This is a genomic window from Sphingomonas sp. TF3 (assembly GCF_003985085.1).
GTDB lineage: Bacteria > Pseudomonadota > Alphaproteobacteria > Sphingomonadales > Sphingomonadaceae > Sphingomonas.
This window is the reverse complement of the sequence record NZ_RWKS01000012.1, coordinates 126,217-143,038: the sequence shown is the minus strand read 5'-3', so window position 1 is coordinate 143,038 and position 16,822 is coordinate 126,217. Positions and strand designations below refer to the sequence as shown.

Here is a 16,822-nt window from a genome sequence, read left to right as displayed (position 1 = left end):
CAGGGGCGGGAATACTCATCCGCGGCGGACGGGACGGAGCAGCATCGCGGCTGAACCCGCAACCATCACCGCGAGCGCAAACCATGTCAGCGCATAGACCAGATGGTTGTTGGTGAAATGCACGACCGTCAGGCCTCCCACCGGGGCTGTGGTGGCCGGCCCGGCATCGGCATCAATGAAATAGGGCGCGATAGGACCGAGCCCGCGCGCCGTGGAAATGGCCGAGACGTCGCGCGAATACCAGCGGTTCGTCCCAGGATCATTATAGCGCAAGAATGCGCCCTTCGGTTCCGTCAACCGCAACAGGCCGGTGACGGTCGGGGTGCCGCCGGGGGGAACCGCGACGCGCGTTGGCACGAAGCCGCGATTGATCAGCACGGTAAAGCCGCGATCGGTGACGAGCGGCGTCATCACCCAGAAGCCGGGGCCGCGCTCGGTCACCGCCTGGACGAAGGTCGCCCGGTCATCGCGGTAGCGCCCGCGCACCTGCACATGGCGATAGCCGTCGCTGTCATCGGTGATGTGGGCCCAGCGGTCGGGGCCGGGGGCCGGGGAGGCGGGGGCGTGAATCCGCTGCTCGACCCGGGCGATCAGCGCCAATTTCCAGGTGCGCCGCTCGATTTGCCACACGCCCAGCGCCACCAATCCGGCGCAGAGCACACCTGCGACGATCAGCAGAAACGCGATCGTCGCAGGGGATCGTCTCATTGCTGGCTCATGGTCTCGGTAACGGCCGCCGGGGACGGCATCATGTTGGCGTTCATATGGTACATCACCCAGATCGATCCGGCGAGCGTGATGACGATGACGATCACGGTGAACAGCAAGGCGAGGAACGACCAGCCGCCCTCCGCCGTCGTGGTCATGTGCAGGAAGAACACCATGTGCACGACGACCTGGATCGCCGCCATGGCGAGCACGATGACCGCAGTGGTGGTGCCGTCGAGCTTGCCGGTCATGACGAGCGCGAAGGGAATCGCGGTCAGGATCACCGACAGGATAAAGCCGATCATATAGCCGCGCAGCGAACCGTGCGGGGCTTCACCGTGCCCATGATCTCCGTGTGCGTGATCGTCATGGCCATGATCGTGGCCATGGGCCGAGGTATGCAGCGTATCGGCGCTCATCCGAGCACTCCCATGAGATAGACGATGGTGAAGACGCCGATCCAGATGACGTCGAGAAAGTGCCAGAACATGCTGAGGCACATCAGGCGACGGCGATTGGCCTGGCCGAGGCCGTGCATGCCGATCTGCGCGACCAGCGTCACCAGCCAGATCAGGCCGACCGTGACGTGCAGACCGTGCGTGCCGACCAGCGTGAAGAAGGACGACAGGAACGCGCTGCGCCACGGACCCGCACCTTCATGGATCAGGTTCGAGAATTCGTAGAGCTCGATGCACAGGAAGGCGAGGCCGAACAGGCCGGTGACGATCAGCCAGCCCTGCACCGCGCGGACGCTGGCGCCGGGGCGCTCCATCGTCAGCATGGCAAAGCCATAGGTCAGCGACGAGAACAGCAGCATCGCGGTGTTGAGCGCGACCAGCGGCAGTTCGAACAACTGCTTGGGCCCTTCGCCGCCGCCATAGCTATGGCCGAGCACGGCATAGCAGGCGAACAGGATGGCGAAGATGAGGCAGTCGCTCATCAGGTACATCCAGAAGCCCAGCATCGTGCTGGCACCCTCGGGATGATGATGCTCTTCGACTTCGTAGAACAGCGGGGTTTCGCCATTCGCGGTCGCTTCGAAGGTCTGCGCGCTCATGCCGAAACTCCTTCGCCGGCGAGAAGGCGGGTGCGTTCATCCTCGGTGCGGACCACATCCTCGACCGGGATGTAGAAGTCGCGCTTGTAGTTGAACGAGTGGCCGATCGCGACGGCGAAGATGCCGACCAGCGAGAGGGCCGCAAGCCACCACATGTACCAGATCATGCCGAAGCCGAGGGCGACGCTGAGACCCGCCAGGATAACGCCGGCGCCGGTGTTCTTGGGCATGTGGATCTTGCGGAAGCCGGTGGTCGGGCGGACATAGCCGCGCCGCTTCATGTCCCACCACGCGTCATTGTCATAGACGACGGGCGTGAAGGCGAAGTTGTAGTCCGGCGGCGGCGACGAGGTCGACCATTCGAGCGTGCGGCCATCCCAGGGATCGCCGGTCACGTCGCGCAGCGCCTCGCGGTTGCGGAAGCTGACGTAGAACTGGACGAACATCGCGCCCGTGCCAGCCAGGATCAGCAGCGCGCCGAAGCCCGCGACCAGGAAGTAAGGCTGCAGCGAGGCATCGTCGAACTGGCTGAGGCGACGCGTCACGCCCATCAGGCCGAGCGCATAGACTGGCGCGAAGGCGAACCAGAAGCCCAGTACCCACAGCCAGAACTGGCGCTTGCCCCAGACGCGGTCGAGCTTGAAACCGAACGCCTTGGGCCACCAGTAATTGATGCCTGCGAACATCCCGAACACCACGCCACCGATGATGACGTTGTGGAAGTGGGCGACGAGGAACAGCGAGTTGTGCAGCACGAAATCGGCCGGGGGCACGGCGAGCAGAACGCCGGTCATGCCGCCGATGACGAAGGTGAGCATGAACGCGACCGTCCACATCATCGGCAGCTCATAGCGGATGCGGCCGTGATACATGGTGAACAGCCAGTTGAAGATCTTCGCGCCCGTCGGGATCGAGATGATCATCGTGGTGATCGCGAAGAATGAGTTGACGCTCGCGCCCGAACCCATGGTGAAGAAGTGGTGCAGCCAGACGAGATAGGCGAGGATCGTGATGACGATCGTCGCATAGACCATCGAGGTATAGCCGAACAGGCGCTTGCTGGCGAAGGTGGCGACCACTTCCGAGAACACGCCGAAAGCGGGCAGGATGAGGATGTACACTTCCGGGTGGCCCCAGATCCAGATGAGGTTGACGTACATCATCGGGTTGCCGCCGAGGCCGTTCGTGAAGAACCGCATGCCGACATAGCGGTCGAGCGACAGCAGTGCGAGCACGGCGGTCAGCACCGGGAAAGCGGCGACGATCAGGGTGTTGGTGCACAGCGACGTCCACACGAACACCGGCATCTTCATCAGCGTCATGCCCGGCGCGCGCATCTTGACGATGGTCGCGATCAGGTTGACGCCCGACAGCAGCGTGCCGACACCGGCAATCTGCAAGCCCCAGATATAGTAATCGACCCCCACGTCCGGGCTGGCGGCGATGCCCGACAGCGGCGGCATGGCGAGCCAGCCAGTGCGCGCATAGTTGCCGACGAACAGCGAGATCATGGTGATCACCGCGCCCGCCGTCGTCATCCAGAAGCTGAAATTGTTGAGATAGGGGAAGGACACGTCGCGCGCGCCGATCTGCAGCGGCACGACGAAGTTCATCAGGCCCGCCACCAGCGGCATCGCCACGAAGAAGATCATGATCACGCCGTGCGCGGTGAAGATCTGGTTGTAATGGTCGGGCGGCAGGTAGCCGGGGTTGCCGTTAAAGGCCATCGCCTGCTGCGCGCGCATCATCAGCGCATCGGAGAAGCCACGCACGAACATCACCAATCCGAGGATGATGTACATGATGCCGATCTTCTTGTGGTCGACGCTGGTGAACCAGTCGCGCCACAACATGCCCCATGCTTTGTAATAGGTGATGACCGCGAGCAGCGCGAGGCCACCAACGGCGGTGCCGGCAAAGGCGACGAGCACGGGGATTTCATGCAGCGGCAACGCATCGAGCGTCAGGCGGCCGAAGATCGGGCTGATCGACGGCGACGAAAGGGGAAGGGGGGACGTCATGTCAGAAAGTCCTTCGGTCGCCGGCGGTCGCCGGGACGTCTGTTGCGCGTGTGCCGGGCATTGGCAGCCCTGCACCGGTCAGGCGTGCGCCAGGTTGCGTGGTGGCGGGGATCGGAGCCGATGCCGCCATCGGCATCGCCATTTTCTGGGTGGGGCGGCCAGCCGCGACATTGGCGTGATGCTCGCCGGCATCGGCTTGCATCATTGCGCTCATGCAGGTCTCGCCGGGGGCGACGCAGCGATTGGCGGCGGCATCGAACAGGCCGGGGGTGACGTTGGCGAAGCGGGCAACGGGAACATTGGCGCTCGGCCGCGCGAGTTTGAGATAGCCCTGCCGGTCAAGCGCACCACCGCCAGCCCGGATCCGCCCAACCCACTGGTCAAACTGCCCCTCTGACACCGCGTGGAAGCGGAAGCGCATGCCCGAGAAGCCATCGCCGCTGAAATTGGACGAGAAGCCCGCATAGTTGCCGGGATGGTTGATGACCGCGTTCAGCTTGGTCGTCATGCCGGGCATTGCGTAAATCTGGCCGACCAGTGCCGGGATATAGAAGGCGTTCATCACATTGGATGAGGTCAAATCGAACTGAAGCGGGCGATCGACCGGTGCCGCCAGTTCGTTGACCGTCGCGATGCCGTAATCGGGATAGATAAACAGCCATTTCCAATCGAGCGCGACCACCTGCACGCGCACCGGCTTGGCCGTGGCAGCGACCGCGCGACCCGCGTCGAGGCGGCCGATCGGACGATAGGGATCGAGCAGATGCGTGCTGGTCCAGGTCACCGCGCCAAGGCAGATGATGATCAGCAGCGGGGCCGCCCAGATGACGAGTTCGAGTGCGGTCGAATGGTGCCATTCGGGCGAATACGGCGCGTCCGTGTTGGTCGAGCGATAGCGCCACGCGAACACGGCAATGAGCGTCATCACCGGCACGATGATCAGCAGCATCAGCACCGTCGAGAAAATCACGAGGTTGCCTTGCTGCACTGCAAGATCGCCCGCCGGGTCCAGCACGACGGCGCTGCACCCACCGAGCAAGGCAGGCGCAAGCAGCGCCAAGGGGCGGAGTAAGGGGGTTCGGGTCATGCCGGCGCAGATACGCGCGGGACAGCGGGCCTCCCATTGGACACTTTGTCCAATCCCCGCTGCAGTGCAGCAAGCTTAGAGGGGGCGTTCGGCGATCATGCCGGGAGTTCGAACACCGATGACTGCAGCCACCACGCCAACCTCGCGCGCGATCGAAGCCGATGCCGGCCGAATCAATGCCGAGCACGGCGAAATCACCTCGGGCGAAATCGCGATCGGCGTCGTCATCGGGCGGACGTCGGAGTTTTTCGACTTCTTCGTTTATGCGATCGCCTCGGTGTTGGTGTTTCCGACGCTGGTCTTCCCGTATGTCGACCGTTTGACGGGCACGCTCTACTCTTTCGCGCTGTTCGCACTCGCCTTCATCGCGCGCCCGATCGGTTCGTTCCTGTTCCTCGCGATCGACCGTGCCTTCGGGCGGGGTACGAAATTGACGATCGCCTTGTTCCTGCTTGGCGGATCGACCGTGGCGATCGGCTTCCTGCCCGGTTACGCGCAGGTCGGCGTCTATGCCGCGATCCTGCTCGGCCTGTTCCGCGTCGGCCAGGGCGTTGCGCTCGGCGGTGCCTGGGACGGTTTGCCCTCGCTGCTGGCGCTCAACGTGCCCGAGAATCGGCGCGGCTGGTATGCGATGATCCCGCAGCTCGGCGCGCCGCTGGGTCTGATGGTCGCCGCCGCTTTGTTCGCCTATCTGACGAGCAGCTTGTCGGCGGCGGATTTCCTCGATTGGGGCTGGCGCTATCCGTTCTTCGTCGCCTTCGCGATCAACGTCGTCGCGCTGTTCGCACGGCTGCGCATCGTCAGCACCGCCGCCTATCAGGACATGTTCGAAAGCCGCGCGCTGCAGCCGGCTCCGGTGCTGGAGACGGTACGCGGGCAGGGCCGCACGATCGTGATCGGTGCCTTCGCGCCGCTGGCGAGCTTTGCCTTGTTCCACATGGTCACGGTGTTCCCGCTGTCCTGGGTGTTCCTCTACACCAGCGGCGGCCCGGAGCGCTTCCTGGTGATCGAAGTGCTGGGTGGCGTGATCGGTGTGCTCGCGATCGTTGCCTCGGGCTATCTGGCGGACCGGTTCGGGCGGCGCTCGCTGCTCGGGGCTTCAGCCGTTGCGATTGCGGTCTTTTCGGGGTTCGCGCCGCAATTGCTGGGCGCGGGCGAAGCGGGTGAAGTGCTGTTTATGGCGCTTGGCTTCGTGCTGCTCGGCGTGTCGTTCGGCCAGTCGTCGGGCGCAGTGGCGGCCAATTTCTCGGGCGATTTCAGGTACACTGGCGCAGCGTTGACGTCGGATCTGGCATGGCTGGTCGGAGCAGGCTTTGCGCCGCTGGTCGGCCTGTTCCTGTCGTCGCACTTCGGGCTGGCAGCAGCCGGTGGCTATTTGCTGTCGGGCGCACTCGCGACGCTGGCGGCCTTGTGGCTGAACAAGGAACTGGCGGGTCGGGCCTAAGCTACGGTCCGGGCATCGCCCGGATCACATCGACATTCTTAAGCGCTGCTTCCGTTACCCGGAACGCGAACCGTCCTATAATAGAACAGAATCGCTTCGAGGGAAATACCGGGTTTCCAACCTAAGGGGTTGCCCTCAATTCGGTCGATCGCTCGCCCTTGCTAGATCGTGATCGTTCGCTGCGGGTTCGTGGCGATCGCGTTCGGGGGGAGAAGTACGCGTGGATCTGAGCGACCATCAAGCCATGTCAACCTATAGCAATGCCGGTGTCAGCCAGGGGCATCGATACCGCATCAGCATTGCCGTCGATGTGATCAATGCCCGGGCTTTGTGGAACGCGGCCTTGAGCCGGGGCCTGATGGCTCCGGGCGCGACGTTCGAAGACGTGGTCGATACGATTGGCCCCTGTGACGATCCCGCGATCGCCGATTGTCTGGCGATGCTCGCCTTGCCGGCCGATTTGAAGGGCTGCTCGGTCGAAGATTTCGCGATCGATCCTGCCTTGCCGCGCGGCGTGATCGAATCATCGCTTCCTTGGACAGGGCTGTCCGCAGCCCGCTAGATCTCACACAGCAAAAAACGCGCTCAGCAATAAGCGCGTTTTTCATTTTCAACAAAATTTTTCAGATAACTGTACCGAACGGGTGAGATCTGCCGGAGTCATTGGGGGGCTGACGCGGGCAGATCTCTCTTTTAATATAGTATATATTCAACCTTCTTCAAATATAATTTACAGCTTATTTTACTCAATTGGTTGTCGCCGCAACGCCGATCAATTTATCCGTGGTGTAGGCCGCGCCGTTTACCTTGAGGGTCAACGCGCCGTTTGCTGAGCTAACTTCCTGTACAGTGCCTTGCGCATGAATGGTAACCGGCACGGAATTGCCCGCCGCGTCGCTTGCCGTGAGCGCCAGGGTGTAGCTGCCTGCGGGGGCGGTCGATCCATCGGCGAGGGTGCCATCCCACGCCATTGTGCCTTGCGCGTTGGGCGTCATCGTACTGGTCATGACGACCTTTCCCGACGCATCGGTGATCGAAGACGTCAGCGTGGAAACGGGACGGGCCGCAGAATAGCTCCACGCCGCGGGCGTTCCGGCGGCCAGGCCGGCGACATCCGAATTGAGGGTCACACTGCGTCCGATCATGCCGGATGCCTGGGTCAGGCCCTGGTTGCTCAGGTTGCTGAGAATCGAGTTCAGCGTCGTGTTCTGCTGCACCGATTGCTCGACCTGCGAATATTGCACGAGCTGCTGGGTATATTGCGAGGTGTCCATCGGGCTCAGCGGGTCCTGATTCTGCATCTGCGTGGTGAGCAGCTTCAGGAACATGTTGAAGTCGGCTTTGATTCCCGTCGTCGGCGCGGCGGTGCTCGCCGTCGTAGCGGCGCTCGGGGTGGTGGTGCCAGTGGCGGTCGTCGTGGTCATCGCTGTGGTGCCTTATGCTAGAAAGTCGACACGTCCGCTGGTGCGCAGCGGCTGATAGGAATCGGGGATCGGAGTGGTCGGGGAATCGGTCGGTTGTCCGCGCTGGGCGAACGCGGCGAAGGGCGATTGTTGGCGCGACCCCGCCGGTTGGCCATCGGCCCCGCGCCCCTGAAAGGTAAGGCTGCCCGAGTCCGAGCGGACCCCCGCCTGATCGAGCGCGCGCGACAGATCGGTGCTGTCCCGGCGGAGCAGGTCGAGCGCGGCGGGATTATCGGCGCGCAGCGTGGCGCGCAGGCTGCCGTCCTCAAACGCGATCTTGACCTCGATCCGGCCGAGGCTGGCGGGGCTGAGGTGCAGCGTCATCTCGTCCCCACCCGCGCCGATGCGATGCGCGATCGCGACGCCGGTCTCGCGACCGATCCGGCCCGGTTGGGCGGATATCAGGGTGCGGGGGCCGGTGGCGGCGATTGGGTTGCGGGCGGCTCCGGGCGCAGCGGTGACCATCGCCGCCGCAGCCGCGCTGGGGGCCATGCCTTGCGGAGCGTCGCCGTTGCGCACGGTTTGCGGCGCATCGGGGGCGAGCGCCGGAGGTGTCGGCTGCGTCGGGGTCGGGGCGCTGGCGGTCGCCGGGCTTTGTGGCGCGCCGAGCCCGGCATCGTTTGGCTGGACGATCGCGGAAATGTTCCCGTCCGGCGCGGCGGCGGCGGCGACCCCTGTTGGAGCGGGCCCGGTGGCGTTTTGCACGGTGGCTTGCGGCGCTGCCGGGGGCGCAAGCCCGCTGAGACTATCCGCCGCCATCGCTTGCGGATGTACCGAGGACAGTAGGGTGCCGTCGCGCGCAGGAGGCGTCTCCCCGTCGGCGTCGGCAGGATCACGTCGCGCGTGCACCGTCGGGCGGTCCGCTGGTGCGACGGGGCGTCTTGCGGGTAGCCCGGTCGCAGCGATTGCCTGCGGCTGAACGATCGCGGAATTACTCCCGTCCTGCGCGGTGGCGGTAGCTGCCGGAGCGGGGACTGCGGTGGCTTGTACAGTGGCTTGCGGCGCTGTCGGGGGCGCAATCCCGCTGAGACTATCCGCCGCCATCGCTTGTGGATGTACCGGGGACAGTAGGGTGCCGTCGCGTGCAGGCAGCGTCTCCGCGTTGACGTCGGCGGGATCGCGTCGCGCGTGCACCGGCGGGCCGTCCGCTGGTGTCGCGGCAGGTCCTGCGGGCGGCTCGACCGCAGCGACAGGCTGTGGCGATGTCTCGGCAACGGGCCCGGATGGTGGCGCTGCGGGCGCTGCTGGCGACGCCTCGACCGGAACGGGGGCAATCGGACGTTGCGCTGACGGCGGTGCGGTGTCCTGCGTCTTCGGCAATGTCGCTGATGCAGCGATGGCCGATTTCAGGTCCGTGTCCTGCGTGAACCGGCGCTGCGCTCCGTCGGTCTGCCCGCTGGACGCGGCCGAGGCGGCAGGAGGGGCAGTTACGGTCGGTGCGGCACTGGCAGCCGTCGACGATGCAAGCATCGCCGGTGCGGTGGCGGCCGGGATTGAGCCTTGCGTGGCCACATCAACGGGTGCCACCGGTACGGCGGATGCCTCCACACCTGCGACGGGGGCCGCTGGCACCGGCATTGGGTCGGGTAAAGCTGGCATGGCAGGCACGATTGTCGCTGCTGGGGGCACCGGTGCGGGAGCCGTTGCCATCTCCCGGTCCAGCGCCGCATCGTCCGCCACGCTGCCCTTGGCTTTGCTTGCCCGTGGGGGCGCAGCGGTTGCGTTGGTCGCTGGTGCGGAAGGTGTCCGCGCGTCGCCCGGCGCTGGTGTCGGTGCCTGTTGTAATGCGAGTGTCGCCTGCGCAACCATGCTCGGGGCGGCTGAGGGCATGGGGGCAGCGGTGCGCGCGAGGTCGATTGCGGGGCTCGCTTCGGCCATTGTTGGCCCAGGTGACGACCATGGTGTTGCGTCGGGAAGACGGACTTCCCCGCCGGATACGGCAGGTGCCGGTGCAGGCGTGGCGGTGCGCAGCGCGCGCGAAGCCGCTGCGGGGGCCGAAAGACCGGCGGGAGCGGTGACGACGGGCGGATTGACTTCCGGCGCGGCGGATGTGGCGACGCTCGTCGCGGCGGGGGCAGCCGCAACGTTCGAGGGAGCGGGATTCGCTGCGATCGTATCACGGGATGCGTTTGCCGGCACCGCCGCGGTGATGTCTGGCGCGTCCGGGATGGACAGGGGCGGTTCTGGTAGCGGCGCGGTGGCCACGACGCCGTCGGCAGCGCTCCCCGGCGAAGAGGGAAGGGCGGCCGTCGTCCCTGCCCGGACAGCGGGCAAAGCGTCGGGTCCGGGCCCGGCGACAAGAATATCGGATGCCGACGCACCGAAGGGTGGCGTTGCGGGCGCTGTAGACACACCGGGCGTCACCGGCGGTACCGCGTCGGGCGTGGGCACGCCGATAGCCAGCGCGGCAGGAGCGGGGGGTACGGTCGCTTCCCCTTTTGCTACCGGCAGGATCGGAGCGGTGGTGGTGATGGTGCCCGGGGTTGGCGCACCGTCTGCGGTTAGCGCTGGCGCGCTGCCGATCGTGCCGGTTAGCGACAGCGCGGAAGTCGCCTGAGTTGCGGTGGGCTCGCCAGTGGTCAGTATCGTTGCGGGAGCACGACCGAGCATGGCCAGCGTAGCGAACGCCATTGCGTTGGTATCGCCGGTCATGGAGACCAGCGGCAGTGCTGGGACGGCGGATGCGACAGGTGGCGTGGCGAGCGAAATGACATCGCCCAGCGTTGCGGCAAAACCCTGCGCTACGACGTTGGGGCGACCGATCGCGCCGGGCAACCCGGCCATTCCGCTTCCAACGATCTGCATGCAGTCCCTTTCACGGCGAGCCCGTCTTACCATTATAGGCGGGTCGCCGCCGGACCGTGCTCAACTGACCGTGCCAAGCGCACGAATACGGGCGCGGGCATGGATTTCGTTCTGCGACAGCACCACAGTGGAGGGTCGCACGCGCTCGATGATCGAGCGGACGAAGGGGCGCACGCTCGGGTTGGTGAGCAGACACGGAATCTCGCCGCTCTCGGCCAGGCGATCATAGGTTTCGCGCACGGCCGATACGAAACCCTGCAGCGTTGAGGGGGCCATAGCGAGCTGGCGGTCGTCGCCGGTGCCGACGATGCTGTCGGCAAAGGCGGTGTCCCATTCGGGCGACAAGGTCACCACCGGAATGGCGTTGTCGCGCGTTTGCGCCACCGAAATCTGGCGGGCGAGACGCGAGCGGACATGTTCCGTCAGCATCGTCAGGTTGCTGGTCGAAGGGGATGCCTCGGCAATGCCTTCCAGAATGGTCGGGATGTCGCGGATCGAAATCCCTTCCGACAGCAAATTCTGCAGGATGCGCTGCACGCTCGACACCGAGACCTTGGACGGCACGATGTCGGCGACCAGCTTGGCCGCGTCCTTGTGGATGTCGCCGAGCAGCTTCTGCGTTTCGGTATAAGAGAGCAGATCGGCGATATTGTCTTTCACCAGCTCGGTCAGGTGCGTGGTGATGATGGTGCCGCAATCCACGACCGTCAGGCCGCGGAAGCCCGCTTCCTCGCGCAATTCGCGGTCGATCCACAAAGCAGGCAGGTTGAACACCGGCTCGCGCGTCGGCTCGCCGGGCAGGCCGGGCGCGCCGCCGCCGGGGTTGATCAGCAGCAATTTGTCGAGCCGCACCTCGCCACGCGCGGCTTCGCTCTCCTTGATGTAGATGACATATTCGCTCGCCCCCAGCGCCATATTGTCGATGATGCGCACGGCGGGCAGCACGAAGCCGTAATCGGTCGCCATCTGGCGGCGCAGTGCGCGCACCTGGTCGTCAAGGCGGGGTTCGCGCGTCGCATCGTTGATGATCGGCAGCAGCGCATAGCCGATTTCGATGCGCAGCGCATCGATCGCCAGCGTTTGCGCGATCGGCTCTTCGGCGATCTTGACCGTCGCGGCCTCGGTCGCTTCGGCCAGTCGCTCGGCATTTGCGGTGGCGATTGCCTTGCGGCTCATGCTCCAGGCAAGCCAGCCCGACAGACCGGCAAAACCGGCAAACGGCACGAACGGCAGGCCCGGCATCAGCGCCAGCGCGCCCATCAGGAAGGCGACCATGCCGAACGCCTTGGGGAAGCGGCCGAGCTGTTCGCCCAGTGCATTGCCGGTCTTGCCGCGCGCGCTGCCCTTGGACACCAGCATGCCCGCCGCGACCGAGACGATCAGCGCCGGAATCTGGCTGACCAGACCGTCGCCTGCCGTCAGCACGGTATAGGTACGGAACGCCTCGGCGACCGGCACGCCGTGCGAGAACACGCCAATGCCGAGCCCGACGATGATGTTGATTCCGGTGATCAGCAAACTGGCGACGGCATCGCCCTTCACGAATTTGGAGGCACCGTCCATCGAGCCGTAAAAGCCGCTTTCGGCCTCCACCTCGGCGCGGCGTTCCTTGGCTTGTTCTTCCGAAATCATGCCCGCCGAGAGATCGGCGTCGATCGCCATCTGCTTGCCGGGCATGGCGTCCAGGCTGAAGCGCGCGGCGACTTCGGCGATGCGGCCCGCACCCTTGGTGATGACGACGAAATTGATGACGATCAGGATCGCGAAGATGGTCAGGCCGATGATCGTCTCGCCGCCCATCAGGAATTCGCCGAACGCGCCGATCACCCCGCCTGCCGCTTGTGGTCCCTCATGCCCGTGGCCGAGGATCAGCCGGGTCGAGGCGAGGTTGAGGCCTAGCCGCAGCATCGTCGCGATCAGCAGGATCGTCGGGAAAGCCGAGAGTTGCAGCGGCTTTTCGATGAACAGCGAGGTCATCAGGATCATCACCGACAAGGTGATCGACAAAGCGAGACCGATATCGAGCAGCCAAGCCGGGATCGGCAAAATGAGCATGCCGATGATGGCGATGACGCCGAATGCCAGCGCGAGATCGCGCCCGGCACCGATCCGTTCGAGAAAGCGGGTAATGGGCAGCGGCAGCACAGCGTTCACGGCGCGGGCGACACGGCGATACCGGCCTCAATAAAGGTCTTCAGCTTGTTGCGCATCGTCCGCACCGAAATGCCGAGGATTCCCGATGCCGAAGTGCGGTTGCCGTGGCAGCGCTGCAGCGTTTGCAGGATCAGTTCGCGCTCGACCTCTTCGACGGTGCGACCGACCAGCCCTTCGATTTCGAGGCGGCCTTCGGTGGCGGCGTGCTCCTGCGCGAGTTGCGAGCCATCGACCAGGACGATGTCGCGCGCCTCGATCCGGGGGCCGCGCGCGATCAAGACCGCGCGATGGATAGCGTCTTCGAGTTCGCTGACATTGCCGGGCCAGCCATAGGCCTGCAATACCCCTTCCGCCGCTTCGCTGAGCGGGCGTGGGGACAGGCCGTCGGCGTCCGCGAGGCGGTGGGCAAAATGCCGTGCGAGCAGCGCGATATCGCCACGCCGCGCCCGCAGCGGCGGCATTTCGATCCGGGCGAGGCCGAGCCGCGCGAGCAGGTCGGCGCGGAATGCCCCCGCCGCGACGCGTTGCTGCAGGTCGATCGTGGAGGTCGCGAGAACGCGCGCCTGCACCGCCACCGCGTGGTTGCCACCGACGCGCCGGATGTGATGTTCCTGCAGCGCCGACAGCAAGCGCGCCTGCGTTCCCGGCGACAGGGCACCAACCTCGCGCAGCAGGATCGTGCCGCTGCCGGCCTTTTCGAAGCGGCCGATGCGCAGCCCGAGCGCTCCGGCAAAGGCACCTTCCTCATGCCCGAACAGTTCCGAATCGACGATTTCGGGCGCGACGCCTGCACATTCCACTACCAGGATCGGGCCGAGCCGCCCCGATGCCTCATGGATGGCGCGGGCCATCAAGCCCTTGCCCGTGCCGGTTTCGCCGACCAGCAGTACGGGCGACGCGCTTCGCGCCACCGCCAGCGCAAGGTTGCGCGCCCGCGCAAGATCGGGTGCGTCGCCGAGGATTTCGATCGACCCCCGTGTGACGACCGAGGCGATGGCCGCGGCGATCAGCGCGCGTTCGGGCGGCAAAGGCAGATAGTCGCGCGCGCCTGCGCGAATGGCCGCCACCGCTTGCTGCGCCGAGGCATTAATGCCGCACGCGATGACGGGGACGGCGAAGCGTTCGTCGCGCAGGTGCTGCAAGAAACCGCGAACGTCGGCATCGACGTCGATCATCACCAGGTCGCCGCCGTTCATCCGCAACAGCGCGATCGCCTGGGGGGCATCGTCCGCCATCGTCACGTCCGCCCCCGCCGCGCGTGCCAGATCGGCGGCGAGGCGAAATTCCGAGCCGGGGGCCCCGACGAGCAGCAATCGTACCGCCGGTGTCATACCCTTCATCGTTCGCCCCGCACGATTTCGGTCAGCGTCACGCCGAGCGAACCGTCGATCAGCACGACCTCGCCACGCGCGATCAGGCGGTTGTTGACGAAGATGTCGACCGGCTCCCCGACGCGACGGTCCAGTTCGACCACCGTGCCGACGACGAGTTGCAGCAATTTGCCCACCGGCATGCGCGACCGGCCGAGGACGGCCTGCACCTTGACCGGCACATCATAGACCGCTTCCAGCCCTTCGGCGGGGCTGCCGCCAGCCGCAGGGCGAATGGGCTCGTCGGCGAAATCGGCGATGAAAGGTTGTTCGGTCTGCGCCGGCGAGTCGATCGCAACCAGCGAGGGTTCGGAATCCATGGGCTGTTCCATCTTATGAGTTCATCCATTGCCGGATTACGGAGGCGGATTCGGGCGGGCTTTCGGCGATCGTCGTGCCGATGCGCTTGAGTGCCGAAAGTTTGATGCGGCCATCGACTTGGGCGAGCGCGATTTCCTGGTCGAGCAGATGCTGCTCGCCGCCGAGCGCGGCGATTTGCTGCATCGCGTCGGGGTCGCCATCGGCGGCGCGCGCGGCGAGCGCCAGGCGCTCGGGATCGCTGCCGAGTTGCGGCGTCTGCTCGGTCATTGCGACGGGTTCAGGTGCCGGTTTGGGGAGCAGCATGCGCAGGACGATGATGCCGACCACCGCGATCACCAGCAGTTCGATCAGCGAGAAGACCTTGTCCATCGGCAGCAGCGACAGCAACCCGCTCTTGTTTTCGGCCAGTGCGTCGCCGGCGGTGAAGGGCATGCTCTCGACGACGACGCTGTCACCGCGCTTGGTGTCGATTCCCGCCGCATTCTCGACGATGCGGGTCAGCCGCTGGATCTGCGCGGCGGGCAGGCCCTTGGGGCCGCCATCGACCATGACCGCGATCGACAAGCGCTTGATCTGGCCGGGGACGCGCACCGTCACCGTGTGCGTGCTGCTATTTTCATAGGTGGTGTCTTCGGAATTTTGCGTGCTGGCCGTCTTGCGCGAGGTGCCGCTTCCCGTAGCCGGGCTGGCCTGCGCATCGGGCAATTGCCCCGCAACCGAAGCTTGCGGCGTCGTTGCGTTGTTCTCGGCATTCTGGTCGCCGGATTCGACCGTGGTCTGATGGCCGATGACCTGCTTGTCGGGGTCGAAGGCGGTGGTCTCCTCGCGCGTCTGGTCGCGGTCGATCAGCGCGGAAACCTCGGCGCGGACCTTGCCCATGCCGACGATCGGGGCGAGCAGCGATTCGATTTCATCGCGCAATTTGGCTTCGGTGGCGGTCTGGCGCTCATCGGCTTCGGCCCCGCCGGCCGACCCGGCATCGCCTGCGCGGGCAAGCAGGGCACCGGTCTGATCGACCACCGACACCGCTTCGGGCGCAAGCTCGGGCACCGAAGAGGCGACGAGATAGCGGATCGAGGCGACCGCTTCGGTGGAAAGCCGTCCCTTAGTCTTCACCGTGACGGCGGCGGTCGATTTGCGGCTTTCGGTCGCGAACATCGCGCGCTCGGGCATGACGATGTGGACGCGCGCCTTGGATACGCCGTCCAGGCTTTCGATCGATTTGCCCAATTCGCCTTCGATCGCGCGTGTCTCGTTCAGTTTTGCGCGCGAGGCGGACACGCCGAAGCTCTGTTCGTTGTCGAGCACGTCATAGCCGATCTTGCCGCCAAGATGGTCGCCCGCCATCGCCATGCGCAATTCGGCCAGCTTGTCCTGTGGCGCGAGAATCGAGGTGCCGTCGGCGGACAGGCGATACTCGACGCCCTTTGCCTTCAGTTTTTCGGTGATCGATTGTGCAGCAGCGGGATCGAGGTCGGTGAACAAAAAACCCATCGACGAAGTCGACCCGCCCCGCGTCGCCACGAACGCGAGCGCGGCCAGCACGGCCAGCGCCACACCGGCCATTACGGCAAGCCGTCTTACGCCCAATTGCGAAAAGAGAGTGCGCGCTGCTTCCAAAGTGAGTCCCGATCCTGACCGTCGGGGCGAGCCCCCATGACTATCTTATAGGATGGAGACGGGCGGCAATTTCTGCCGGGCGGAAAAAATTGCCGTGTGGCGAGATCAGGCGCTGGGTAGTGGGGGCAGCAGCGGGGCGAGTTCGCTCTCCACGGCCGCCCGTCGCGCGGCCTTTTCGAGCAGCAAGCCGCCTTGCTCCCAATCGATCAACGCGTCGCCGGGTGCCAGCGTGGCATCCGGTACGACGCCGACGTGGAGTTTGCGCCGGTCGGCGGCCTGACGCTGGGCGATGCGCTGCTCGACCGCCTCGACCAGATCGGGGTGGACGCGGACCTGCAGCTCGGTGCCGCGCGCGACTTGTTGCAGCACGCGCCCGATTCCCTCGTCGATCAGCCCCGCAGGATCGCAGGCGAGCGCGCGGCCCGCAATCGCCTCCGCAGCCGCCAGCGCAACTTCGGTCGCGTCGGCAACGATGCGGCGCGTGGTATCGGCAAAGCGCGCGTCGAGCGCGTCGAGCGCGCCGTGCATCGCGTCGATGGCGCACAGCAACGCAGCGTCGCGTTCGGTGCGCGCCTGGGCAAGCCCCGCCTCGAAGGCATCCGCGCGCGCGATCGACAAGGCGCTTTCGTGATCGGCGTTGCGCGCGTCCAGTTCGGCACGCAGCGCCGCCTGATCGAGCATCGAATCGGGCATGTCGAACGGCGTCGGGCCCATCTCGGTAAAGACGCGGTCGAAGGCGAAGCGCTGGACGGTTTGAAAACTCATTTGCCTG

General features: G+C 65.6%; 14 protein-coding genes. 2 read left to right on the top strand and 12 right to left on the bottom strand.

Annotated features, from left to right (window positions below; genetic code table 11):
* Nucleotides 1–15 precede the first annotated feature (15 nt).
* From EJC47_RS12775 to cyoA, 5 genes are read right to left on the bottom strand one after another with little or no spacing between them, the layout of a single operon-like run.
* Nucleotides 16–708 carry an SURF1 family protein gene (locus EJC47_RS12775; RefSeq protein ID WP_126848181.1) on the bottom strand — a complete coding sequence of 231 codons (693 nt, stop codon included), beginning with the start codon at nucleotides 706–708 and terminating at the stop codon, nucleotides 16–18.
* A complete protein-coding gene (gene cyoD, locus EJC47_RS12770; RefSeq protein ID WP_126848179.1) occupies nucleotides 705–1,127 on the bottom strand; it encodes a cytochrome o ubiquinol oxidase subunit IV in 423 nt (140 codons plus the stop codon). Before cyoD ends, EJC47_RS12775 begins: the two co-directional genes overlap by 4 nt.
* Entirely contained in the window at nucleotides 1,124–1,765 is a 642-nt protein-coding gene (gene cyoC, locus EJC47_RS12765; RefSeq protein WP_126848177.1) for a cytochrome o ubiquinol oxidase subunit III, read from the bottom strand. The genes cyoD and cyoC overlap by 4 nt, the downstream gene beginning before the upstream one ends.
* Nucleotides 1,762–3,786, bottom strand: a complete 2,025-nt coding sequence (gene cyoB, locus EJC47_RS12760; protein WP_126848175.1) for a cytochrome o ubiquinol oxidase subunit I — start codon at nucleotides 3,784–3,786, stop codon at nucleotides 1,762–1,764. Before cyoB ends, cyoC begins: the two co-directional genes overlap by 4 nt.
* A gap of 1 nt (nucleotide 3,787) precedes the next feature.
* Nucleotides 3,788–4,873 (bottom strand): ubiquinol oxidase subunit II, encoded by a 1,086-nt coding sequence (cyoA, locus tag EJC47_RS12755; protein WP_185867664.1) that lies wholly within the window; start codon nucleotides 4,871–4,873, stop codon nucleotides 3,788–3,790.
* Between the two features lie 118 nt (nucleotides 4,874–4,991).
* On the opposite strand from cyoA, the gene EJC47_RS12750 reads away from it, so the two are divergent.
* Entirely contained in the window at nucleotides 4,992–6,317 is a 1,326-nt protein-coding gene (locus tag EJC47_RS12750; protein ID WP_126848173.1) for an MFS transporter, read from the top strand.
* A 220-nt stretch (nucleotides 6,318–6,537) separates the two neighbouring features.
* A complete protein-coding gene (locus tag EJC47_RS12745) occupies nucleotides 6,538–6,879 on the top strand; it encodes a hypothetical protein (protein WP_052192563.1) in 342 nt (113 codons plus the stop codon).
* A gap of 184 nt (nucleotides 6,880–7,063) precedes the next feature.
* On the opposite strand, the gene EJC47_RS12740 is transcribed toward EJC47_RS12745, so the two are convergent.
* The 7 genes from EJC47_RS12740 to EJC47_RS12710 all read right to left on the bottom strand — a co-directional run bounded on the left by EJC47_RS12740 (nucleotide 7,064) and on the right by EJC47_RS12710 (nucleotide 16,815).
* Entirely contained in the window at nucleotides 7,064–7,741 is a 678-nt protein-coding gene (locus tag EJC47_RS12740) for a flagellar hook assembly protein FlgD (protein ID WP_126848171.1), read from the bottom strand.
* A gap of 12 nt (nucleotides 7,742–7,753) precedes the next feature.
* Nucleotides 7,754–10,585, bottom strand: a complete 2,832-nt coding sequence (locus EJC47_RS12735; protein ID WP_126848169.1) for a flagellar hook-length control protein FliK — start codon at nucleotides 10,583–10,585, stop codon at nucleotides 7,754–7,756.
* Between the two features lie 60 nt (nucleotides 10,586–10,645).
* Entirely contained in the window at nucleotides 10,646–12,730 is a 2,085-nt protein-coding gene (gene flhA / locus EJC47_RS12730) for a flagellar biosynthesis protein FlhA (protein ID WP_260591566.1), read from the bottom strand.
* Nucleotides 12,731–12,735: 5 nt separating this feature from the next.
* The gene (locus EJC47_RS12725; protein ID WP_126848167.1) at nucleotides 12,736–14,079 is read right to left on the bottom strand and encodes a sigma-54-dependent transcriptional regulator; all 1,344 of its coding nucleotides are present in this window, start codon (nucleotides 14,077–14,079) and stop codon (nucleotides 12,736–12,738) included.
* Nucleotides 14,076–14,429: a flagellar motor switch protein FliN gene (gene fliN / locus EJC47_RS12720; protein ID WP_033966249.1), complete on the bottom strand. Its 354-nt coding sequence runs from the start codon at nucleotides 14,427–14,429 to the stop codon at nucleotides 14,076–14,078. The genes EJC47_RS12725 and fliN overlap by 4 nt, the downstream gene beginning before the upstream one ends.
* 13 nt (nucleotides 14,430–14,442) lie before the next feature.
* Nucleotides 14,443–15,996 carry a flagellar basal-body MS-ring/collar protein FliF gene (gene fliF / locus EJC47_RS12715; RefSeq protein ID WP_185867663.1) on the bottom strand — a complete coding sequence of 518 codons (1,554 nt, stop codon included), beginning with the start codon at nucleotides 15,994–15,996 and terminating at the stop codon, nucleotides 14,443–14,445.
* A 159-nt stretch (nucleotides 15,997–16,155) separates the two neighbouring features.
* Entirely contained in the window at nucleotides 16,156–16,815 is a 660-nt protein-coding gene (locus EJC47_RS12710) for a FliH/SctL family protein (RefSeq protein ID WP_126848163.1), read from the bottom strand.
* Nucleotides 16,816–16,822: the final 7 nt, after the last annotated feature.